Here is a 23,731-nt window from a genome sequence, read left to right as displayed (position 1 = left end):
AGGCCGTCATCGGGGGCAAGCCCCCTCCCACATTTGGAATGCATTCCCATGTGGGAGGGGGCTTGCCCCCGATGGCAGCGCCTCGGTCTAGAGCGAAGCCATTTCAGTTTCAGGCTCGACAGCTGTCGCCGTCTGCAACTTGCGCATCTGCTCACACCCCCACAACACCCGCTCCGGTGTCGCCGGCGCATCGATCTTCGGCTGATGGCGATAATCAGCCAGGCTCGCCACCGCATCCTTGATCGCGCACCACGAGGCAATCCCGAGCATGAATGGTGGCTCGCCCACGGCCTTGGAATGGAACACGGTGTCTTCCGGGTTCTTGCGGTTTTCCACCAGCTTCACACGCAAATCCAAAGGCATGTCGGCTACCGCCGGGATCTTGTAGCTGGCCGGGCCGCAGGTCTCTAGCTTGCCCTTGTTGTTCCACACCAGCTCTTCCATGGTCAGCCAGCCCATGCCCTGGATAAAGCCTCCTTCTACCTGGCCGATGTCGATGGCCGGGTTCAGTGAGGCGCCCACATCGTGGAGGATGTCGGTGCGCAGCATCTTGTATTCGCCGGTCAGGGTGTCGACGATCACTTCGCAGCACGCCGCGCCGAAGGCGAAGTAGTAGAACGGCCGACCGCGGGCCTGGCTGCGGTCGTAGAAGATTTTCGGGGTCTTGTAGAAGCCGGTGCTCGACAGCGAGACCTGGGCGAAATACGCCTGCTGGATCAGCGTTTCGAAGGTCAGGATCTGCTCGCGCACGCGCACATGGCCGTTATGGAACTCCACATCCGCTTCGCTCACGTCGTACTTGCGCGCGGCGAATTCCACCAGGCGTTGCTTGATGGTTTCGGCGGCGTTCTGGGCGGCCTTGCCGTTCAGGTCCGCACCGCTGGACGCGGCGGTCGGCGAGGTGTTGGGCACTTTGTCGGTGTTGGTGGCGGTGATCTGCACGCGGTCGATGTCCACCTGGAACACTTCGGCCACCACTTGCGCGACCTTGGTATTCAAGCCCTGGCCCATCTCGGTGCCGCCGTGGTTCAGGTGGATGCTGCCGTCGGTGTAGATATGGATCAGCGCGCCCGCCTGGTTCAGGAAGCTCGCCGTGAATGAGATCCCGAATTTCACCGGGGTCAGCGCCAGGCCTTTTTTCAGGATCGGGCTGTGGGCGTTGTACAGGCGGATCGCTTCGCGGCGCTCGGCGTATTGGCTGCTGGCTTCAAGTTCGGCGGTCATTTCCTCGAGCATGTTGTGCTCTACGGTCTGGTAGTAGTGGGTGACGTTGCGCTCGGTCTTGCCGTAGTAATTGGCCTTGCGCACCGCCAACGGGTCCAGCGCCAGATGGCGGGCGATGGCGTCCATCACTTCCTCGATGGCGACCATGCCTTGCGGGCCGCCGAAGCCGCGATAGGCGGTGTTGGACGCGGTGTTGGTCTTGCAGCGATGGCCGTTCACCGTGGCATCGCCCAGGTAATACGCGTTGTCGGCGTGGAACATGGCACGGTCGACGATCGAGTTGGACAGGTCCGGCGAGCAGCCGCAGTTACCGGCCAGTTCCAGGTTGATCCCGTGCAGGCGACCGCTGTCGTCGAAGCCCACGTCGTATTCGATATAGAAGGGGTGGCGCTTGCCGGTCATCAGCATGTCTTCGACGCGCGGCAGGCGCATCTTGGTCGGCTGGCCGGTGAGGCGCGCCACCACCGCGCATAGGCACGCCGGGCTCGCCGCCTGGGTTTCCTTGCCGCCGAAACCGCCGCCCATGCGGCGCATATCGACGACGATCTTGTTCATCGACACGTCCAGCACTTCGGCCACCAGCTTCTGCACTTCGGTGGGGTTCTGCGTGGAGCAATAGACGATCATGCCGCCGTCTTCGGTGGGCATTACCGAGGAAATCTGGGTTTCCAGGTAGAAGTGTTCCTGGCCGCCGATATGCAGGGTGCCCTGGAGGCGGTGCTTGGCGGTCGCCAGTGCGCCGGCCGAATCACCCCGTTGGTGGGTGTGGCTGTCGAGCACGAAGTGCTTGTTGCGAAAGGCCTCGACCACATCCAGCACGGGCTCCAGGTCTTCGTATTCGATCACGGCCGCCATCGCGGCCTTGCGTGCGGTGTCGAGGTCGCGGGCGGCCACGGCCAAAACCACCTGGCCGACGAACTGCACCGTGTCGATGGCCAGCAAGGGGTCGCCGGGCAGCAGCGGGCCGATGTCTTTCAGGCCCGGCACGTCTTCGTGGGTGATGACGATACGCACACCGTCGAAGGCGTAGCAGGGCGTGGTGTCGATGCGGATGATCCGGGCGTGGGCGCGGTCGGACATGCGTGCATACAGGTGCAACTGGTTGGGGAATTCCAGGCGGTCATCGATGTACTGCGCTTCACCGGACACGTGCTTGGCGGCGCTGTCATGCTTGACGCTGCGGCCGACTCCGGAGGTCAGGTCCTGGGCAAACAGCGCGGCCAGTTCGGCCTGGGTTTTTTCCACGGCGTGATGGTTAGACATAAGCGGTCACCCGAGTCTCGATGTGCGGCGTTTGCAGTTCGATGAAGTATTTGCGCAGCAGGTTCCGGGCGCTGAGCAGGCGGTATTCCTTGCTGGCGCGGAAGTCCGACAGCGGGGTGAAATCCTCGGCGAGGGCGGCGCAGGCTTTCTCGACGGTGGCGGCGTTCCAGGTGGCGCCGACCAACATGGCTTCGCAGTTTTTCGCGCGTTTTGGCGTGGCGGCCATGCCGCCGAACGCGACGCGGGCATCACTGATCACACCGTTGTCGATCTTCAGGTTGAAGGCCGCACACACGGCGGAAATATCGTCGTCCAGGCGCTTGGAAACCTTGTAGGCACGGAACAGCGCGTGGCCCTTGGGGACGATGATTTTTTCGATGAACTCGCTGTCCTGGCGCGCCGTCACGCGGTAGTCGATGAAGTAGTCTTCCAGGGCCAGCGTACGGCGCGTGTTGCCTTTGCACAGCACGATCTGCGCCCCCAGGGCGATCAACAGCGGCGGCGAATCGCCAATCGGCGAGGCGTTGCCGATATTGCCGCCGAGGGTACCCTGGTTACGGATTTGCAGGGAGGCGAAGCGGTGCAGCAGGTCGCCGAAATCCGGGTATTCGTGGTGCAGCGCGGTGTAGCAGTCGGAGAGGGCAGTGGCGGCGCCGATTTCCAGGCGGTCGTCGAAGTCCTCGATGCGCTTCATCTCTTCAATATTGCCGACATAGATCATCACCGGCAGGGTGCGGTGAAACTGGGTGACTTCCAGCGCCAGGTCGGTGCCGCCGGCCAGCAGGCGGGCTTGCGGGTAGGCGTCGTAGAGGTCGGCCAGGTCGGCAACGGTGAGGGGCACCAGGCAGCGTTTGTCGCCGCTGTTGAGTTCACCGGTTTGGGTCGGCGCGATGGCTTTGAGGCGGGCGATGGTCTCGGCCTGGCGGTTGTCGAACTGGTCCGCCGGTTTGTTGCAGCAGGCCTGTTCGGCGGCGGCCAGGATCGGCCGATAGCCGGTGCAGCGGCACAGGTTGCCGGCCAGGGCCTCGTGGGCCTTCTGGCTGTCGGGGGCGTCGCTGTTCTTTTGCAGGGCGAACAACGACATCACAAACCCGGGGGTGCAAAAGCCGCATTGCGAACCGTGGCACTCCACCATGGCCTGTTGCACGCTGTGCAGTTGGCCCTGGTGCTTGAGGTCTTCGACGCTGATCAACTGCTTGCCGTGCAGCGACGATACAAATGTCAGGCAGGAATTGAGGCTGCGATAACGGATCTGCTCAACGCCCTGAGGGTCGGTGTGCAACTCGCCGACCACCACCGTGCACGCACCGCAGTCGCCGCTGGCGCAGCCTTCCTTGGTACCGGGTTTGCCCACATGCTCGCGCAGATAGTTGAGCACGGTCAGGTTGGGGTCCAGGGCGTGCTCGCTACGGAGTTCCTGGTTAAGTAAAAACTGGATCACGGAAGGCCTCGCAGACTCATTATTGTTGTTAACCGCTTTGCGCCGAATCTAGTCATGTCTGACTTTTCGGTCAATGATTTTCTGACCAGAAGGTCAGGAAAATGCGATCGCAACACTTTCAATTATGGTTCAGTCTTCTGAAACCGGCGTTTTTGGGGGCGTGTGGGTGTTCAGCGTTGCTTATTTCATGCCAAATTCGCCACGGTGGGCGTAGCGCCATCAGCGGGCCAATGCGCTACACTGCCGCGCTTGTACCGATAGACGATTTTGAAGGGAAAACATGACGTTCAAGGCGCCGGACAGTCTCGCCGAGCAAATCGCTCACCACCTCGCCGAACGTATCATTCGCGGCGATCTCAAGCCTGGAGAGCGGATCCAGGAACAGAAAGTCACGCTGGCGCTCAATGTCAGCCGTGGCTCCGTGCGTGAAGCTTTACTGATCCTCGAACGCCGCCACCTGATCGCGATCCTGCCGCGCCGTGGCGCCCATGTGACCGAGCTCACGGCGCACAAGGTGCAGAGCCTGTGCACGCTGATGAGTGAGCTGTATATCCTGCTTGGCAATGCGGTCGCCCAGGGCTGGCAGACCCAGGCCGACATGGCGCCGTTCGTCCAGATCCAGCAGCGCCTGGTGAGCAATTTCGAGCGCCAGGACATCCGCGCCTTTGTCGAAGAATGCTTCAATGTGATGCGCGCCGCGTACCCCTTTGCCAACAACCCGTATTTGCAGGAAACCGTCGAAAACCTGCAGCCGGCGATGAACCGTGCCTATTACCTGGCCCTGGATCAGCGCAAGGCGTCCATGAGCGAGTACCTGGCGCTGTTCGAGCAACTGCTCGCCGCCGTACTCGCCCGTGACCTGGAGCAGATCCGCCAGGTGCTGTCGGCCTACTGCCAGCGCAGCAGCTCGCTGGTCATCGCTGCGTTGGCGGACGCCTAAACGTGCGGCTCAAGTGCATCAAACTGGCGGGGTTCAAATCCTTCGTCGACCCGACCACGGTGAACTTCCCCAGTAACATGGCGGCAGTGGTCGGGCCCAATGGCTGCGGCAAGTCGAACATCATCGACGCCGTACGCTGGGTGATGGGCGAGAGCTCGGCAAAAAACCTGCGTGGCGAGTCGATGACCGACGTCATCTTCAACGGCTCCACCAGCCGCAAGCCGGTGAGCCAGGCGAGCATCGAACTGGTGTTCGACAACTCCGACGGCACCCTGATCGGCGAATACGCGGCCTACGCGGAAATCTCGATCCGCCGCAAAGTGACGCGCGACAGCCAGAACAGTTACTTCCTCAACGGCACCAAGTGCCGGCGCCGGGACATTACCGACATCTTCCTCGGTACCGGCCTGGGCCCACGCAGCTATTCGATCATCGAACAGGGCATGATCTCCAAGCTGATCGAAGCCAAGCCCGAAGACCTGCGCAACTTTATCGAGGAAGCGGCCGGCATCTCCAAGTACAAGGAGCGCCGCCGCGAGACCGAAAACCGTATCCGCCGCACCCATGAAAACCTCGCCCGCCTCACCGACCTGCGCGAAGAGCTGGAGCGCCAGTTGGAGCGCCTGCACCGCCAGGCCCAGGCGGCCGAGAAGTATCAGGAATACAAGGGCGAAGAGCGTCAGCTCAAGGCGCAACTGTCGGCCCTGCGCTGGCAGGCGTTGAACGATCAGGTGGGTCAGCGCGAAGCGATCATCGGCACCCAGGAAATCAGCTTTGAAGCGCTGGTGGCCGAGCAGCGCAATGCCGACGCCGCCATCGAGCGCCTGCGCGACGGGCACCATGACCTGTCCGAACGCTTCAATCTGGTGCAGGGCCGCTTCTATTCGGTGGGCGGTGATATCGCCCGGGTCGAGCAAAGCATCCAGCACGGCCAGCAGCGCCTGCGTCAGTTGCAGGATGACTTGAAGGAAGCGGAACGCGCGCGCCTGGAAACCGAATCCCATTTGGGCCACGACCGCACCTTGCTGCTGACGTTGGGCGAAGAGCTGGACATGCTCACCCCCGAGCAGGACATCACCAACGCCGCCGCCGAAGAGGCCGCCGCTGCGCTGGAAGAATCCGAAACCACCATGCACGGCTGGCAGGAGCAGTGGGACGCCTTCAACCTGCAATCCGCCGAACCGCGGCGCCAGGCCGAGGTGCAGCAGTCGCGCATCCAGCAACTGGAAACCAGCATGGAACGCCTGGCCGAGCGCCAGCGTCGCCTGCAGGAAGAGCGCGTGCTGCTTGCCGCCGACCCGGAAGACGCGGCGATCATGGAGCTCAGCGAGCAACTGGCCGAAAGCGAGATGACGCTGGAAGAGCTGGAAGCCAGCGAAGAACAACAAGTGGAGCGCCTGGAGCAATTGCGTCAGCAACTGCAACAGGCGACCCAGGCCCAGCAGCAGGCCCAGGGTGATTTGCAGCGGCTTAACGGCCGCCTGGCGTCCCTTGAAGCCTTGCAGCAAGCGGCATTGGACCCAGGCACCGGCACCGCCGAATGGCTGCGTGACCAGCACCTGGCCGAGCGTCCGCGCTTGGCCGAAGGCTTGAAAGTTGAAGCCGGTTGGGAGCTGGCGGTAGAGACCGTTCTAGGCGCCGACCTGCAAGCCGTACTGGTGGATGATTTTGGCGGCTTCGACCTGGCCGGCTTCGCCCAGGGCGATCTGCGTTTGCTCAGCCCCGCCGCTGATGGCACGCGAGTGCCGGGCAGCCTGCTGGACAAGGTCGAAGCGGCGATTGACCTGTCGCCGTGGCTGGGCCAGGTCAAGCCGGTGGAGTCCCTGGAACAGGCCCTGGCCCAGCGCGGTCAACTGGCGGGCGGCGAAAGCCTGATCAGCCGCGACGGTTACTGGGTCGGCCGCCACTTCCTGCGGGTGCGCCGCGCCAGTGAAGCGGAAAGCGGCGTTCTGGCCCGAGGCCAGGAAATCGTCAACCTGATCGCCGAGCGCGAAGAACGCGAAGCCACCCTGGAAAGCCTCGAAACCGAACTGCAAACCCTGCGCGCCACCCAGCGCCAGCAAGAGACCGGCCGCGAACACCTGCGGCGCCTGTTGCAGGACGAAGCGCGCCAGCAAGGCGAATTGAAAGCCCAGCTTTCCGCGAGCAAAGCCAAGGCCGAGCAACTGACCCTGCGCCGCACCCGCCTCGACGAAGAAGTGGCTGAGATGGGCGAACAGCGCGCCCTGGAACACGAACAGATCGGCGAAGCGCGCCTGCAGTTGCAGGAGGCCCTCGACAGCATGGCCCTGGACACCGAGCAGCGTGAATTGCTGCTGGCCCAGCGTGACAGCCTGCGCGAACGCCTCGACCGCGTGCGCCAGGAAGCCCGCCAGCACAAGGACCACGCCCATCAGTTGGCCGTGCGCCTGGGTTCGCTCAAGGCCCAGCACGCGTCCACGGCCCAGGCCCTTGAGCGCCTGGAGATGCAGTCCGAACGCCTCACCGAAAAACGCGAGCAACTGAGCCTCAACCTGGAGGAGGGCGAAGCGCCGCTGGAAGAGCTGCGCCTCAAGCTTGAAGAGTTGCTCGACAAGCGCATGACCGTCGACGAAGAACTCAAGACCGCGCAGATCGCCCTGGAAGACGCCGACCGCGAACTGCGCGACGCAGAAAAACGCCGGACCCAGGCCGAGCAGCAATCCCAGCTGATTCGCGGCCAGCTCGAACAACAGCGCATGGAATGGCAAGCCCTCACCGTGCGCCGCAAGGCCCTGCAAGACCAATTGCTCGAAGACGGCTACGACTTGCATGGCGTGCTCAATACCTTGACCGCCCAGGCCAGCGAGAAAGAAGCCGAGGAAGAACTTGAACGGATTGCCGCACGTATCCAGCGACTGGGCGCGATCAACCTCGCGGCCATCGATGAATACCAGCAGCAGTCCGAGCGCAAACGTTATCTGGATGCCCAGGACGCCGACCTGGTGGAAGCCCTGGACACCCTGGAAAACGTGATCCGCAAGATCGACAAGGAAACCCGCAACCGCTTCAAAGATACCTTTGATCAGATTAATGGCGGTTTACAGGCGTTATTCCCGAAAGTTTTCGGTGGTGGCAGCGCTTACTTGGAACTGACGGGCGAAGATCTACTCGATACAGGGGTAACGATCATGGCGCGGCCTCCGGGCAAGAAGAACAGCACCATCCATTTGTTGTCCGGCGGCGAAAAAGCCCTGACCGCGTTGGCTCTGGTGTTTGCCATCTTCAAGTTGAACCCGGCGCCGTTCTGCATGCTCGATGAAGTTGACGCCCCATTGGATGACGCTAACGTTGGACGCTATGCGCGACTGGTCAAGGAGATGTCCCAGACGGTGCAGTTCATCTATATCACCCACAACAAGATCGCCATGGAAATGGCTGATCAGTTGATGGGGGTGACAATGCATGAACCGGGTTGTTCACGTTTGGTCGCGGTGGATGTCGAAGAAGCGATGGCGATGGTGGAATCCTGAGCTGCGCCATGAGCGAAAGTTTTCAGCGCGATGTCAGGTGATTTACCGGCCTGGTGAAAGTGGCAAATGGACATATTTGTTCAAGGCATTTTGACAGACGGTGTAAAGTTATCTTTGGTCGTGCTAGTTTAATGTCAATTTTTCGTGTGCGTGGGCAAAACGTCAGTCAGAACATAGAGTTGGCGCCACGTTTTAAAGCGGTTTGCACGGTGCTAAACCCCTTATTTTTCAGCATTTTTTATTAGAGGCACGGGATTACATGGAAATCGGTCTGCGCGAGTGGCTGATCGTCATCGGCATTATTGTCATTGCCGGTATTCTTTTTGATGGCTGGCGCCGCATGCGCGGTGGCAAGGGCAAGCTCAAATTCCGTCTGGACCGCAACCTGTCCAACTTGCCCGACGACGACGGCAGCGCCGAGCTGCTGGGGCCGCCCCGTGTGCTGGATACCCATAAGGAACCGCAACTGGACGAGCATGACCTGCCGTCGATGAGTGCACCGGTGCGTGAAGCCCGCGAGCCCTCTTCCAAGCGTGGCAAGCGCGCCAGTGCAGCTGTTGCCGAACCCCATCAGGGTGACCTGAACCTCGATGTCGATGAAGGCCCGAGCTTCAGCAGCCGTGATGACGATTTCCCGGATGAAAACGCCGGCAAGAATGCGCCGCGTCAATCCGTCAACGATCAGCCTGCCGCCGAAGAAGTGCTGGTGATCAGCGTGATCTGCCGCGACGCCGCCGGCTTCAAGGGCCCGGCCCTGTTGCAGAACATCCTCGAAAGCGGCCTGCGCTTTGGCGAGATGGATATTTTCCACCGCCACGAAAGCATGGCCGGCAACGGCGAAGTGCTGTTCTCCATGGCCAACGCGGTCAAGCCAGGCACTTTCGACCTGGACGACATCGACCTGTTCAGCACCCCTGCGGTGAGCTTCTTCCTCGGCCTGCCGGGCCCGCGTCACCCGAAACAAGCCTTCGACGTAATGGTGGCCGCTGCCCGCAAGCTGTCCCAGGAACTCAACGGCGAGCTCAAGGACGACCAACGCAGCGTCCTGACCGCCCAGACCATCGAACACTACCGTCAGCGCATCGTCGAGTTCGAGCGTCGCGCCCTGACACAGAAACGCTGAGGATTGGTTTCCAGCGTTGTCATTAGAATAAGCGCACCAACATTTGAGCAGCTTCGGCTGCTCTTTTGCTTTATGAGAGAACACCCATGACCGCCGCCCACACCCGCATCCTCGAACTGCGCGCTGAACTGGATCAGCACAACTACCGTTACCACGTGCTCGATGAACCGAGCATTCCGGACGCCGAGTACGACCGCCTGTTCCACGAGCTCAAGGCCCTGGAGGCCGAGCATCCGGAGCTGGTGACGCGGGATTCGCCGACGCAGCGGGTCGGCAGTGCGGCATTGTCAGCCTTCACCCAGGTGCGTCACGAGATCCCCATGCTCAGCCTGGGCAATGCGTTTGATGAAACCACCATGCTGGAATTTGATCGCCGGGTCACCGAGGGGCTCGACCTGCCCGTGGGTGATCTGTTCGGCGGTGGCGCGGCGGTGGAATACAGCTGTGAGCCGAAGCTGGATGGCCTGGCGGTCAGCCTGCTTTACCAGGATGGCGAATTGGTACGCGGCGCCACCCGTGGCGACGGCACCACCGGCGAGGACATCAGCGTCAACGTGCGCACCGTGCGCAATATCCCGTTGAAACTGCACGGCAGCGGCTGGCCGGCGACCCTGGAAGTGCGCGGCGAAGTGTTCATGTCCAAGGCCGGTTTCGAGCGGCTCAACGCCTCGCAACTGGAAGTCGGCGGCAAGACCTTCGCCAACCCGCGTAATGCGGCAGCGGGCAGCTTGCGTCAGCTGGATTCGAAGATCACCGCCAGTCGTCCGCTGGAGTTCTGCTGCTACGGCATCGGCCAGGTAACCGGGGATATCAGCGACACCCATATCGGTAACTTGAAGCAACTGCAGAAGTGGGGCATGCCCATCAGCCATGAGCTGAAACTGGCCAAGGGCATCCAGGAGTGCTTGGACTATTACCGCGATATCGGCGAGCGACGTAACAGCCTGCCCTATGAAATCGACGGCGTGGTGTTCAAGGTCAACAGCATCGCCTCCCAGCGTGAACTGGGCTTTCGCGCCCGCGAGCCGCGCTGGGCCATCGCGCACAAGTTCCCGGCCATGGAAGAACTCACCGAGTTGCTCGACGTTGAGTTCCAGGTCGGCCGCACCGGCGCCGTAACCCCAGTGGCGCGCTTGAAACCGGTCAAGGTCGCGGGCGTCACCGTGTCCAACGCCACCCTGCACAACATGGATGAAGTCGCGCGTCTGGGCTTGATGATCGGCGATACCGTGATTATCCGCCGTGCCGGGGATGTGATCCCGCAGGTCGTCTCCGTGGTCACCGAGCGCCGCCCGGAACACGCCCGCGCGGTGCAGATCCCCGAAAGCTGCCCGGTGTGCGGCTCCCATGTGGAGCGCACCCAGCTGGTCAAGCGCAGCAAGGGCAAGGAAACCGTCAGCGAAGGCGCGGTGTACCGCTGCGTCGGGCGCCTGGCCTGTGGTGCCCAGCTCAAGCAGGCGATTATCCATTTCGTCTCGCGCCGGGCCATGGACATCGACGGGCTCGGTGACAAAACCATCGAGCAACTGGTGGATGAAAAACTCATCGGTTCGCCGGCCGACCTCTACAAGCTTAAATACGAGCAGATCATCGACCTGGAAGGCTTTGCCGATATTTCCAGCAAGAAGCTGATCACCGCCATCGAAAACAGCAAGACCCCGACCCTGGCGCGCTTTATCTACGCCCTGGGCATTCCCGATGTGGGCGAAGAGACGGCCAAGGTGTTGGCGCGCTCCCTGGCGTCCCTTGAGCGCGTGCAGAAGGCCTTGCCGGAAGTGTTGACGTACCTGCCGGATGTGGGCCTGGAAGTGGCCCATGAGATCCACAGCTTCTTCGAAGACAGCCACAACCAGGACGTGATCGGCGCGTTGCTGTCGCCTGATGAATGCGGCCTGCAATTGCAGGATCAGGGCGAGCTGAGCGCCGAGTTCGCCGCCAGTACCACCTTGGGCGGCTTCCTCGACAAGCTGCACGTACCCTCCGTCGGCCCCGGCGCCGCGCAGAAACTTGCGGACAAGTTCGGCAGCCTGGAAGGTGTGATCAAGGCGGACTGGCTCGACATGCGCCAGGCGCTGCCGGAGAAGCAGGCCAAGGCCGTGCGCGAGTTTTTTGATAATCCGGAAAACGCCAGCCATGCCCTGGCCATCGAGCAGCAGCTCAAGGACTTCGGCATGCACTGGCAGAGCGAGAAGAAGGTGGTCGAAGGCCTGCCCGAAGCAGGGCATACCTGGGTGCTCACCGGCTCCCTGGAGCTGATGAGTCGCGACGTGGCCAAGGACAAGCTCGAAAGCCTCGGCGCCAAGGTGGCCGGTTCCGTGTCGGCAAAGACCCATTGCGTCGTGGCCGGGCCGGGTGCCGGCTCCAAGTTGGCCAAGGCCAGCGAACTGGGGTTGAAGGTGCTGGACGAAGAGGCCTTTGTCGCGTTCCTTGCCAAACACAACATTTCGGTCTGACGCAGCGCCGGTGGTGAGCGGGCTTGTCGAATCGTCGCACCGCCCGCGCCAGGCTGCGAAGCCGCCCTTGAAGAAAGTGGAACGATCCTGAGTCCCAGATGATCTAGTCTCAGTCACCCAGGGAGAGATCGCCATGTTCCGCTACTTCGAGCAACTCAGTTCGCGCATCGCCGCACCGTTCATGGCCGAAACCTCGCGTAACAGCAAGGTGTGGCAGTGCCGGTGCGGGCAAGCGCTGTTCTTTCGCAACAGCCAATGCCTGGCCTGCCACGCGGTGCTGGGCTATCAACCGCAGCAAAGCCGCTTGTCCTCCCTGCAGCCGGGGCCTGTGGAAGGCACCTGGCTACAGGACGACAACCTCGATGCCGGCGCCTTCCGCCGCTGTGCCAACCTCGACACCCCGGCGGCCTGCAACTGGCTGATTCCCGCCCACAGCACCGCACCGCTGTGCGTGGCGTGCAGCCTCAACCGCACCATCCCCGACCTGTCGATCCCGGAGAACCCTGAGCGCTGGCGCAAGGTGGAGACCGCCAAGCGTCGGCTGGTGGCGCAGTTGATCAGCCTGGGCCTGCAAGTGGTGCCCAAGAGCGTCGACGAGGACAGCGGCCTGGCGTTCGACTTCGTCGGCATCGACTTGGAAGGCAACGCGCCCATGACCGGGCATGCCAACGGCCTGATCACCCTCGACATCAAGGAAGCCGACGACGCCCACCGCGAAAAAATCCGCGTGCAGATGCGCGAACCCTATCGCACCTTGCTGGGCCACTTTCGCCATGAGGTCGGTCACTATTACTGGGATCGCCTGATCGCCAACAGCCACTGGCTGGAGCCTTTTCGCAACCTGTTCGGCGACGAACGCGCCAGTTACGCCGACGCCCTCGATCAGCACTACCAGAACGGCCCACGCCCCGACTGGCAGCAAACCTGCGTCAGTGCCTACGCCACCATGCACCCCTGGGAAGACTGGGCCGAAACCTGGGCCCACTACCTGCACATGATGGACGCCGTCGACACCGCCCTGGGCTTTGGCATGAGCGCCCGTGAGATGGACCTGGATTACCAGCCATTCCCACTCACCACTCTCTACGACCCCGAACATCCCGGCGGCGTGGCATTCCTGTCCTTCGTCAACGCCTGGATCGAACTGGCGGGCATGCTCAATGAACTGTCCCGCGCCATGGGCCAGCCGGACTTCTACCCATTCGTGCTGCCACCGGCGGTGATCGCCAAGCTGCACTTCATCCACCTGGTGATCCAGGAAGAGGGTGGCCGGGCGGACGAGGTGTTGCAGGCACAATGATGAACCCCTGTGGGAGGGGATGCTGACGGCCATGGCAAGTGCTTGAACCCCTTCATATTTTTAATCCGTCGCCAACGGTTGTAACTTCCGATGAGATCGGTACAATGGCCCCGCTTGCCGAGAGGCCAGCGTCGTTATGGTGACCCCATCGGTCCCCCCGCAACGATTACCCGTGAACCTGGTCAGAGCCGGAAGGCAGCAGCCACAGCGGGAACATTGTGTGCCGGGGTGTGGCTGGTGGGGTTGCCTCCATAACGTAAGTCCTTGAATTCTCAAGGATTTCACAGTCAAAAATCTCGCAGTGGAACAGCGTTTAGGTACACCAGAGTGGTGCACTATGCTGGCGATTTTATCTGATTGAAAGCCTTTTCCTCCAAATCATCGTCACTTCCTGTCGCCCTTCCTTCAGCTATTGTTCGGCATCCCAAATAATTTCCTAGTACTCAATACATTGGCTTTTACGCTGGTCGATGTATAGTGGCACCTTGCTTGTAGAGGGGTATTGCACCTTCCGCCTCGGTTGCGCGTATTTGCGGCATTTTAGGTGTCGGTTTTACGTATTAAGAGTTAGGTGATTCACTGATAAAGGGGAATTGAAATTGAATGATCTTGCTGTCTATGGATTAATCGTATTGGGTGGTCTCGCTGTACTCGGGTTGGGAGTAAAAGTGATGATTAAGTTTAAGGGTGGAACAAAGAATAATATAAAAAACAGCACGTTCCACGGACCGTATGCAGGGAGAGATTTTAATGGGGTGGCTCCTAAACAGGATAAAGAACTCTAATTTTTATGGATCGTATGTAGGGCGTGACGTAATTAATCAGAATATTCTTCCGAGACCAACGCAAATGGATTTGCTGGTAGATGTGTATAAGGATGAGGTGAGGAATGGGGCGGAAGTTGATAGTCTGATTGATGAGTTGTTGCACTATAATAGTCAAAAATACGATATACGAAATTTAGAAACTAAACTTGCGGAAGTGAACCTTGGTGAGTTGGTCGCAGAGGCCGAAGAGCTAAAGCAATTAATTTCAATGCTGATTATGAAAAATCAGAACTTCAAATCAGCACAAAAAATGATTGCATTGCTTCTGGATGAGGTGGCTAGCGTTTTCAATGGTAAAATTAAGCCTCATATAACGTGTGGGGTGACTAAATTAGTCGCTGAACAGCTAATTGCGCAGCACCTAGAAGCAGAAATAAGAAAAAATCTAGGTGAAAATGTGTTGAATATTTATAATAGGCAGATAAAAGGGATGCTTTATTTCCTTACTGGGAACTGCCATTTGGAGTGGAAATAATGCTCCTATATAATAAAGCATTCGATCCAATTCATACACTGTTGAGACTCGCTGCAATCTGTGACTTCAGCGTAAGCGATGAAATAGAAGTCGAGCGGCTGCAGATTTTCAACTTTTTACTTGCCTTTCCTGCTCATATCGCAGATATGCCTTTGTCGCGCGAGGTTATGCAGGAAAAGAATAAATTTAAAAAGTACAAGTCGCCTTATAATAATTTTGAACCATATACTCTTTTCAATCGAATGAATCCGATTTTTTTTGCCTCGCTTCAGATGGCAGAGAGCATAGGTTTTTTGCATGTTGATGATGGCTCTGTTGTTAAGTTTAGTAAAAATGAAATACCAGGGGCTTTGAAGAAGATTGTATGCGGCGATAATAGTAGTATATCTAGGGAAGCTTTGAACTTTGAGGCAAAGTATCTGACGCAAATGCCGATCCTCGGTAAGTCAGGACTTAAAGCAGCCAGCAAACTAATGGATTTTAAATATGATTATCCGCAAGCCAACAATTAAAATTAAACGCCTTCTTGCGGCAAAATCTGGAGATGCCGTATATGATGAGGTGTTTCACTCCGGTCTGAATATTCTTTCAGGTTGTAACGGGGGAGGAAAAACCTCCGTGGTTCAATTGTTAGTTTACGGCCTAGGGTATGAAGTTCAGCATTGGAAGCAAGAGGCTGGCTCGTGCGACGAGGTTTTTATAGAATGTGAGTTGAATGGACAAACGGTAACGTTAAGTCGAGCACTTCAAACTCAACGTGCCAGCATGCAATTTTTCTTTGGTGATCTTGCTTCAGGTTTGAGGGCGGGCCGCACGGAGTGGTTTTCTTATCCTTATAACTCTGGAGCCAAAGAAAGTTTCTCGCAAAAATTATTTGAGATTCTTGGTGTCCCGGAAGTAAAGCTTGATGCAAGTGAGAACTTAACAATGCACCAGTTGTTAAGGCTGATTTATAGCAATCAGGCGAATCCTCCTTCAAGTATATTCAACATAGAGGCTTTTGACTCTGCATTCAAGCGAGAGGCAATCGGAAAATATCTTTGTGGGCTTTACGATAATGATCTTTATGATGAAAAAATTGAGCTTGGTAGAAGTGAAAAGGCACTAGATAAAATTATTTCCGAAATACGAGCCATTACTAGTGTCTTAGGGAAGACACAAATTTCGTCCGAGTTATTTACGACTGAGCAACTGCGGGCTTCTTACCTTGAAGAGATAAACTCTATCAGGGAAAAAATTATTGCCCTGCAAGAAGAAGCTAAGCTTGAGTATAAGCAAGAAAAACAAGCCACAAATCAGTCGGCTGCGGAAATCACAAAAATTAAGGAGGCTTTGTTTGATCTTGAGGTTGCCCAGCGCGATCTGGAGTTTGAAGTCGAAGATATTAGGTTGTTTCTTAGTGAGCTAAATCAGAAACTACAAGAGGTAAATGATTCCCTAGAGGCTGGCAGTGTGCTGAGCTCCGTTGCCTTCAAAGTGTGCCCCTGCTGTTTTTCAGAACTCCCTGATGTGGCTGGCGATGAATGTTCGCTTTGTGGAAGTGATGACTATTTGACTCGTAGAAATACTAATATGCTTAGAATGAAGAACGAGCTTAGTATTCAGTTGCGTGAGTCAAATAAGATATATGATCGAAAAAATGAAGCTTTAAGTGAAAATAGTAAGAAGAAGAAAGAGTGCGAGAGGCAGTTGAGGCAAGCCGTGACAAAGTCAATTGCTACAGTTTCTGTCCATAACAGCCAACTAGAAAAGGGCTTGTTCGTTTATTATACGAAAGTCGGAGAGCTTGAGCAGAAAATAGTAGATTTGGAGCGTACTGAGGAGTTGAGAAACGCTATAACAGCGTTGTCAAGTAAAAGAGAGGAGCTGCAGAGTAGCGTTTCTCATCTTAAAAGCTCTATTGAGCTCAAAGAAGGGCTTGCAAGAGTACGGCCAGGGGAAGTTCACTCTATCATATCGGAAACTGTTATTGCGTTTCTGAAGTCTGACTCAGGCAGTGAGAGGGAGTTCAAGGAGGCTCAGGAGGTTGAATATGATTTCGCTTCTAGTAGGGTTTCTGTAAATGGGAAGACATATTTTTCCGAGAGTTCTATATCTTATTTGAATAACGCCTTTCATCTGGCACTTTTGAAGCTTTCGTTGGTTAAAGATTATGTTCGTTTTCCAAGACTTCTGATTTTGGATGGTATCGAGAATTTTGGATTGGAAGATCAACGATCTCAAAACCTTCAAATGAACATCAAAAAGTACTTCTCAGCTGAAGGGGTAGATCACCAAATTATTATTGCTACGAAAACGATCCATCCCGAATTGGATGTACCCGGTGTAAGAGTCGGTTCACACTTCACTGAAGATGCGAAGAGTCTAAAAGTTCGGTGATGGCTCGATGATCATAGAAGGGAGGGATGTCGAAAGATTACCCGCTGATTGACCATGATACTCTGTGTATGAGTGGATACTGGACGTTGGTGGCTCTTGAATTGGCGGCGCATTGACATCATGATAAAGGCAGTCACCTACATGGAAGCTGAGCAATGAAATCAAGAGACCTGCGGACCCACCACGATGTGATCATTAGTGGCTATACTATCTCCCCATTGTCGACGGGTAAGTATTTGCATCAATTTACTCCCGCTACTACTGAAACCATCTACCAATTCGAAGCTAACAGTGCGCCTGTGCTCGTAAACGGAGACAGGTACAATATTGGTTTCACCGTCAAACCTGATGGGAGGAGAGTAGTTGAACCTTCGGCGATGGGGAAAGCTGATTCAGTGAACAAAACCCTCAGCCTACTTGCAGCCAAACAACAATCTTCAGACGACTTTGCAGAGAATAAAGCGAAGAATGACCAGCGTGTGACACACCAGGCCAAGGATGGGTATTACTGGGGAAAAAAGTATGCTTGGCGGCGTTACGGTTTGATGATGGCGGAGGGTGCCTTTCTCGCTTACTTAAAGGAAATTCGTCATCCCTCGGTGCCCTGCATTACCTCAAATCCCGATCTCGCGTTTCCGTCGAATGATCCCTCCACCGCATTTAAAGATGATGGGCTAGAGGAGGTTATCGATGCTCTTATTGAGAGTGCGGAACGTGTTGGTCAGTATTTCAAGTCTCCTCTCTTCAGTAAAAAGTTTCAGATCAGGCCGATCCCTTCAATCACTGATAAGAGATAGCGGCGGGCGGTAAGGGGCGCTCGCTCATTAGCGGCATTCTTGGTGGACTAAGTGAGGATCGTAGCTGGCGGGTAAGCAGATTCCGCCGCTGTGATCCGCGACAACGCGGGCTAAGTCCTCTGCTGTGCTGACGCATTCAAACAGCTATGGCATACGTCCTGCCTTTCGGTGCTCAATTTCAGCGGAAAATTGCGGTCGTGCTTACGAGAGTGACTTTTCAAACTCTTTGATAAGGTCTGTCAGGTCAATTCCCAATACCTTGCAAAGGTCTAGAAGCTGCACAACGTCCAAGCGCCTTGATCCCGTCTCGACATCGCTCATGAAGGATTGTGGGCGTCCGAGTGCCCTTGAGCACGCGACCTGAGTCAGTCCTGAATTTTTCCTGTGCTTCTTGATTAGAGTCAGCAGCACATTGTACTCACGGCGATAGATGGTCTTGGACATTGTCGGCTTGCTACGAAGGGTAGCCTTGCAAGCTATATCCGGTTTTCAGATATCTGAATTTGGGATAATCTGTAGAATCTCAACTGGTGCCTTTTAATTTTTAGGGAAATCGCTATGCGGAACTTTGGTTATTTTGTACTCGTAGTAGGAGTGCTTTGTATAGTCGGTGCGTTGGCCATGGATGTCTCGGTATCTTCGGGAGCAGGGCGGGTTAACAACATTGGGTTGATGGCAGAACGGCAAAATCTCATTCTCATTGGCGGATTGATGTTTCTAGTTGGTGTAATAGTGGCTATCGCCGGAAAGCGCCAGAAGGAAGCCGTCGGTAGCTATAAAGATGTTCGAGCCTGTCCGATTTGTGCTGAGACTATTCGTTGTGCGGCTGTTAAGTGTAAACACTGCGGATCAGACGTAGACAGCGTCAACAATGTAGCGGGGTGTGACGCGCATGTAATGGTCGAGCCTACGGAGAAGGAGAGGAGAATGCTTTGGATTGCTCGCGGGGTTTTATACTCAATTTTCGCAGGCTTTATCCTTTTCTCGTTATTAGGTAAGTGATTAGCCTCTGTTGAGCATAAGCATGGCGTATCACATTGTGATAGATGTGAAAAGGCCACATATGGTGGCCTTTGGAATGATCGGTACCATCCTAAAGCGACGGACTGTTCACCCATTGGGAGCCATCATATCGTTGTAGCTTCAACTCAGTAAGCGGTATACCACCTGAGATTGCATACCAATCAATGGGCGAGCCACCCATTTTTTTGCCCGCCTTCTCCAGTTTACGACGGGCGGTGCTGGTAATTCCCGCGTACTTGCAGGCGTCTACCCAGTTCATCAGGCGCGGATCATCGCCCGGCAGAGAAAAGCGAACACACCCATGTTTAACTAGCTGCTCTGCAAAAGTCAGCGCGCGTAAACCGACTCCCATATGTTCTATCTTGGTTGCAGTCTTTTCCCAAAGCTGAGCCTTAGAGAACCATAATAACGGAGGTTCATTCTCGGCACCTGCATTGCTGGGGAGCAAAGCCTCTGATACAAGGATCAAAGGCAGGTGGTGCTTTTCAGTGGTGTAATGATGAACCATTTCTTTGCCGGTCACTAACTTCCCCTTTTTCAGTTGATGGCTTCACGATGGACTGTATCCCCCTCAGATACTCATCTGCTGCACTTTCAGAAACTCGATCTCAGGTTGAATCGGTACTCGCATGGTGCTCCTGCGAATTACTCTCACTTTAACAGGTCTATTTTTTTCTGCTCTTCAAGCTTCTTGCGTTGAAGCCAAAGACCCAAATACGAAGTACTGTTGCCAGTATGGGTAAAGATATAAATCAATGAGCTAATACCTGCGCCAGCAAAAGCAATGATGATTCCCCATTCATCGTTCCTCGGCATGCCTTTATCAATCATCAAGTAGCCAAGGCTTAGCAATGAAGCAATGTTGAATAATATTGAGATAATTTTCATTCTTCACTCGGTGATGGAGTCGTGATACCCAACGATATTGGGCGTGAGCGTTCGACACGGTGGATGATAGCTGACCGCCTCAAGCAATGCATCACGGATACCTCTGCCCCCTGAAAGTAGCTCGCTCACACCAAAGTACTGTCATCCTGCACTGCGGTTAAACTGAAGGTGTGAGCAAGCTAAAGAATTCTACAACAATCTTACTTTTCCCAAAACTACCCAACCCCCTATTTTGGGAATCGAATTGCACAGTCGAATCCGTATGTTAACGGTACTGAAATCCGTGGTGGTGGAATGTTGTATATAGGTCGCCAGCGTTTAATGGACACTCGACATATACAAAGTGGACAGCTACAGAAAAAACAAAATCCGTGTGCGGATGACGTCAGGTGGGTGGCTGTGAGACTGCGTAGATTCGCGTACAGGTGGCGTTAGCTGAATACGGGCATCATGGCGCGTACTCAGTCTTTATCGTTGCTCTGTGAGGCTCTAGCTGGATATCAGAATACAAACTCATGGTACATAGCAGCTACTTCTGCACGGGTGATACCGATGTATGCCATTGTCACCGCTGGACTGGAATGGTTCAGTGTCTTGCAAATCATCTCGATTGAAACACCACCGTTGTACATCAACCAACCACGGGTTTTACGCATTGAGTGCGTACCCAGTTGAAGACTCATCTCATCACCTACAGCCTTGAACGCGGCACCTACTGCAACGCGGCTGACAGCCTTTCCCTTTGCCCGGTTGCTATCCACTTGAAATAGGAACGTGTGCGCTGGGTGTGCCTTCCTGCGACGTTCAATGATCGCCTTGGCGGAACTATTCAAATCAATGTACCGAGTCTTGCCGGTCTTACTCTCTTTGATCGTCAGGATGTCGCCTTTCACATCGTCGAAGGTCAGGCTCAGCAAGTCACTGATACGGAGCGCAGTGTTGACACCGAATCGCCAGATGTCCGCGTACAGAGGATTGCCCTTGGCATTGAGTGAAAGCTTGCGTGAGATTGTCTCTGCTTCGCCGGTTGTTTTCACCGCTTCTACAATGTTCATCTAATTTCCACTCCGTGCATTTCTCGCTCGATATGTAAATTAGAGCATGAGCCAGTAGGCTATAGCAAGGGTGTAAAGGGTTTGCTTATTTGCACAATAGCATTGTGTCAATTAGAACCATGGTTGCTCGCTCCAAATGGAACTGAATGACATTTGAAAATCAGTTGTATCTGAAAATCATGCGTAAGCTTCTACACCGTTCGAATGTTCGACGTGTTGCACAACGTGATGGCTTTCGTTTGGAACTGATTGTGCTGTCGTCGTCAACGTCTGTTACCAATGTTTGAACATCCATCTCAAACGTTCCTGAATGACGTATAGCAGCAATGCTGCTGACATCGACAAACTGGTCAGGGTTGGCATTAACACCTCGTGTGGGAATGTACGCAGCGTTTGTGCAAAGGTTTGTGATGGATGATCCCCGGCGCCTGCTGAATCTGGATTTTTCTTCTGATTTCCACTGGATTGCATTCAGTCCAAACGATATGACAGAGAAAGTGACAACTGTACTTAAACGAATACTTCACTGAGTCCATATAAAATCAGCGTTTGCGACCATGTTGGTCTTCCAAATGGAACTGAATGCGAATGATTGCAGCCTGATACGTTCCTGATAATGATTGCAGTGTTGTAAATACCATTGCCCACAAAAAACCCTTGATTACTGGTTAAAGTTTCAAGGGTTGATAACGTTGTTGAAGTTGTTGTACACCATTGACGGTGGAAGGGAGTGTCTGGTGTTTGGTTCGCCTTGCTCTCTTTTCCCTGAATGTTCACCAGTTGTAATCTGTGTGCATACACAGAGCATGATGACACCTGATTGGTCAATCAGTAGTGATTGTTTAGAAGTTTATAACTCTACTATACAAGAGATGTCCGCAAAGTGAGCGTAGCGAATGCTTTTACAGAGGTGGATCAGCGATAAGCCCACCGGCTTGTGATCTTCTTCTGTGAATACAGGATAGGTTATTACTGTCGTAACGACAGAAGAGTTGTTCTACAAGATCACGCTTTTTAATTTGAGGGGTCTTGTCCCCTCTCTCTTTCCTGTCTCTAACACCTTGCCTGTGGCTACTACCACAGAATATTCTATTCAGAGCTTTCGCTTTAACAGTCGTTCGCTTTCGCTCTCTCTCTTTCCGTCGTTAATTAAAATATGATCAATAGTGACTGTGTTTACGTTTTTGGTCATGATTTGGTTGGATGGTTCAGAAGTTTTTTTCTTTCGATGCTAATTAATGCTGCTGACGGAATGCCCTCAGTGCCTCACCGTACGCTAGGTAATCACCAGCTGAGCGTAGAGCTACAATGTGCTCTGGTACATCCAGCATCTGTTTGTAAGACACGAGAGTCACATGGGAATAGGCGAGCTTGGCTTCAACCTTGTACGCGTCCTCATAGCGCCGTAACAGTTCAGGTCGTCGCAGTAGGTAACAATGGATTCCATGGGCAGCGTGTCGCGCAGCTTTGATAACACGTTGAGCCTTTCGAAGCTGTGTACCTTGAGCCACCAATGTATCCACCTTGAACTCCCGCAAATACAATGCACCTACAACTTCATTCATAGCTACGTTACAGACGTTTTGAGACTGTCCAGCGGCTGTGAGGCAGCTCCCAAATATAATATTGTCGAGCCATAGTGGGTGCGGTTCGCCCGGCGAATTTGTCAGGACTTCAATAGCAATATGGGCTATTGGATTGGTAGTAGACGCGGGTTTGCGGCCGGCTCCCTTCGGATTGGTCGGTGCAAAATCGTTAGTGGTGGGAATCAAATTTAAAGCGCAGTCGTACGACATGGATTGTTCTCCTTTTTCCAAGTTCAAGTCATAGGCATTCCTCTCGGTAGCTGCCAGATGGTTTGGTGTGTAGTTATTTGAAGCGGGCGGATGTTAGACCTCACAACTCAGACGAGTCAAATGGTTCGTTAGACCAAAAAGAGTTTAGAGAACTTGTCAACTGTCAAAAAGCGGAAAAAGCTGATTAATGTATAAGCCCCGCACAGACTGAGTAATCAGTACGGGACCATCGTTGGATTGGATTGCATGAGGGCGATCTCAAAACGCGTTATGGAGCGTCACAGATGGTGTCGCTTGCGGCATCTTTTACTGGATCACGCGGTTATCCAGGAATGACCAATGGAGAAAATGTATTGCTCACTTCCTTGTCTATCTCTGACATTCGTTTGTTGCGAGCGTCATCAATCCTCTTTTGTTCTTTCGCATCTGCTGCTTGAATAAGTTGTTGACGTAGCAAGTTTTGATATCGAACGTGTTCAGCTTCCAGGAACTCAACATACTCAGATTTTACACGAGTTCGAATGTCATCAATATCTTTCTGCTGGTGTGATAGTGGTTTTACCATCCAGCACTGGTGATCGAGTTGTGCAATTGTAATGCCTTGATTGCGAGCCACTGTGTAACCTTCCGATACTTTTGTAGCTACCAATTCAAGAAAGTCATGGGGAAGTGGTGTACGGACGACCTCCATACATTGTGTTGTACCTTTGTAAACGTTAACCCATCCGTCAACACGGGTTTCAAATTCAGCATCACTCCATTTAGGTGGAATTCCGCTAATAGTAATCTTTGCATTAGTCATGGTTTATTTCTTCCTTTCTGGTTAATGTGATTCAGCATTTTCTGAATGATTGTTGCTTGATATTGCTCAACACTGAGCTTAGTGATGGTGTTGGCAGTGGTGGTTGTTACACTTGCATCACTGGCGCTGTTATCAATCTTCTGTACTTGCATTGCTTGCTGTGCATGTTGTTCTTTTCTTTGCTTTGCACGTTGTCGTCCAAATGCTTTTGTGAGTTGTATGCTGACGTGCTCCGAACTACTACTGCTCATTTGAATTCTCCTGAGCTTCATGCAACGCTGATAATCCATGCTCTGTGGTAAGGCGGTCGATGATGTCGGTGGTTCTTCGAACTTCAACGTGGTCGCCAACTGCAAGTGCACATTTTTTCAAATGTATGAAGTGAGCCATTTGTTTGATTGCAAGGTGACGGTCAAGGTCGATGGTTGTTTCGATCATGTTAGGTTTATCCTTT

The 23,731-nt window shown here is 54.6% G+C and carries 19 protein-coding genes and 1 other RNA gene; 10 read left to right on the top strand and 10 right to left on the bottom strand.

The annotated features are described in order from the left end of the window. Positions 1-87: 87 nt before the first annotated feature. A complete protein-coding gene (gene xdhB / locus BLQ09_RS03635; protein ID WP_027603704.1) occupies positions 88-2,487 on the bottom strand; it encodes a xanthine dehydrogenase molybdopterin binding subunit in 2,400 nt (799 codons plus the stop codon). Beyond that, complete coding sequence (gene xdhA, locus BLQ09_RS03630; protein WP_027603705.1) at positions 2,480-3,928, bottom strand: xanthine dehydrogenase small subunit; 1,449 nt, start codon at positions 3,926-3,928, stop codon at positions 2,480-2,482. The genes xdhB and xdhA overlap by 8 nt, the downstream gene beginning before the upstream one ends. Before the next feature lie 280 nt (positions 3,929-4,208). Between xdhA and BLQ09_RS03625 the strand changes: the two genes are divergently transcribed. From BLQ09_RS03625 to BLQ09_RS03580, 10 genes are all read left to right on the top strand, one after another. After that, the gene (locus BLQ09_RS03625; RefSeq protein ID WP_027603706.1) at positions 4,209-4,868 is read left to right on the top strand and encodes a GntR family transcriptional regulator; all 660 of its coding nucleotides are present in this window, start codon (positions 4,209-4,211) and stop codon (positions 4,866-4,868) included. Positions 4,869-4,870: 2 nt separating this feature from the next. Beyond that, a complete protein-coding gene (gene smc / locus BLQ09_RS03620) occupies positions 4,871-8,359 on the top strand; it encodes a chromosome segregation protein SMC (protein WP_092355397.1) in 3,489 nt (1,162 codons plus the stop codon). Positions 8,360-8,618: 259 nt separating this feature from the next. Continuing rightward, positions 8,619-9,482, top strand: a complete 864-nt coding sequence (zipA, locus tag BLQ09_RS03615; RefSeq protein WP_027603708.1) for a cell division protein ZipA — start codon at positions 8,619-8,621, stop codon at positions 9,480-9,482. A gap of 86 nt (positions 9,483-9,568) precedes the next feature. Next, entirely contained in the window at positions 9,569-11,935 is a 2,367-nt protein-coding gene (gene ligA, locus BLQ09_RS03610) for an NAD-dependent DNA ligase LigA (protein ID WP_092355394.1), read from the top strand. Between the two features lie 133 nt (positions 11,936-12,068). Then, positions 12,069-13,235: a zinc-binding metallopeptidase family protein gene (locus BLQ09_RS03605; RefSeq protein WP_092355391.1), complete on the top strand. Its 1,167-nt coding sequence runs from the start codon at positions 12,069-12,071 to the stop codon at positions 13,233-13,235. A 146-nt stretch (positions 13,236-13,381) separates the two neighbouring features. Beyond that, positions 13,382-13,478: signal recognition particle sRNA small type (gene ffs / locus BLQ09_RS03600), an RNA gene on the top strand. A 606-nt stretch (positions 13,479-14,084) separates the two neighbouring features. Beyond that, positions 14,085-14,537, top strand: coding sequence for an ABC-three component system protein (locus BLQ09_RS03595; protein WP_139202102.1), 453 nt, complete (start codon positions 14,085-14,087; stop codon positions 14,535-14,537). Then, entirely contained in the window at positions 14,537-15,049 is a 513-nt protein-coding gene (locus BLQ09_RS03590) for an ABC-three component system middle component 5 (protein ID WP_092355385.1), read from the top strand. The genes BLQ09_RS03595 and BLQ09_RS03590 overlap by 1 nt, the downstream gene beginning before the upstream one ends. Further along, the gene (locus BLQ09_RS03585; protein WP_139202101.1) at positions 15,024-16,916 is read left to right on the top strand and encodes an AAA family ATPase; all 1,893 of its coding nucleotides are present in this window, start codon (positions 15,024-15,026) and stop codon (positions 16,914-16,916) included. The genes BLQ09_RS03590 and BLQ09_RS03585 overlap by 26 nt, the downstream gene beginning before the upstream one ends. Before the next feature lie 155 nt (positions 16,917-17,071). Then, positions 17,072-17,713 (top strand): hypothetical protein, encoded by a 642-nt coding sequence (locus tag BLQ09_RS03580; RefSeq protein WP_092355377.1) that lies wholly within the window; start codon positions 17,072-17,074, stop codon positions 17,711-17,713. 201 nt (positions 17,714-17,914) lie between these two features. On the opposite strand, the gene BLQ09_RS03575 is transcribed toward BLQ09_RS03580, so the two are convergent. From BLQ09_RS03575 to BLQ09_RS03550, 8 genes are all read right to left on the bottom strand, one after another. Next, positions 17,915-18,157, bottom strand: a complete 243-nt coding sequence (locus BLQ09_RS03575; protein ID WP_092355373.1) for a helix-turn-helix domain-containing protein — start codon at positions 18,155-18,157, stop codon at positions 17,915-17,917. Positions 18,158-18,806: 649 nt separating this feature from the next. Further along, positions 18,807-19,259: a hypothetical protein gene (locus BLQ09_RS30915; RefSeq protein WP_139202100.1), complete on the bottom strand. Its 453-nt coding sequence runs from the start codon at positions 19,257-19,259 to the stop codon at positions 18,807-18,809. A gap of 128 nt (positions 19,260-19,387) precedes the next feature. Continuing rightward, positions 19,388-19,624: a hypothetical protein gene (locus BLQ09_RS03565; RefSeq protein ID WP_092355367.1), complete on the bottom strand. Its 237-nt coding sequence runs from the start codon at positions 19,622-19,624 to the stop codon at positions 19,388-19,390. A 500-nt stretch (positions 19,625-20,124) separates the two neighbouring features. Beyond that, entirely contained in the window at positions 20,125-20,679 is a 555-nt protein-coding gene (locus BLQ09_RS03560; RefSeq protein ID WP_092355365.1) for a tyrosine-type recombinase/integrase, read from the bottom strand. Positions 20,680-21,914: 1,235 nt separating this feature from the next. Continuing rightward, positions 21,915-22,475, bottom strand: a complete 561-nt coding sequence (locus BLQ09_RS03555) for a hypothetical protein (RefSeq protein WP_092355363.1) — start codon at positions 22,473-22,475, stop codon at positions 21,915-21,917. Positions 22,476-22,797: 322 nt separating this feature from the next. Continuing rightward, positions 22,798-23,277, bottom strand: coding sequence for a hypothetical protein (locus BLQ09_RS30910; protein ID WP_139202099.1), 480 nt, complete (start codon positions 23,275-23,277; stop codon positions 22,798-22,800). Next, entirely contained in the window at positions 23,274-23,528 is a 255-nt protein-coding gene (locus BLQ09_RS30905; RefSeq protein WP_139202098.1) for a hypothetical protein, read from the bottom strand. The genes BLQ09_RS30910 and BLQ09_RS30905 overlap by 4 nt, the downstream gene beginning before the upstream one ends. Further along, positions 23,518-23,715 (bottom strand): hypothetical protein, encoded by a 198-nt coding sequence (locus BLQ09_RS03550; RefSeq protein ID WP_092355360.1) that lies wholly within the window; start codon positions 23,713-23,715, stop codon positions 23,518-23,520. The genes BLQ09_RS30905 and BLQ09_RS03550 overlap by 11 nt, the downstream gene beginning before the upstream one ends. Positions 23,716-23,731: the final 16 nt, after the last annotated feature.

The sequence above is a fragment of the Pseudomonas sp. NFACC25 genome, from assembly GCF_900100935.1.
Taxonomy (GTDB): domain Bacteria; phylum Pseudomonadota; class Gammaproteobacteria; order Pseudomonadales; family Pseudomonadaceae; genus Aquipseudomonas; species Aquipseudomonas marginalis.
This window is presented reverse-complemented; position numbering and strand designations above follow the sequence as displayed.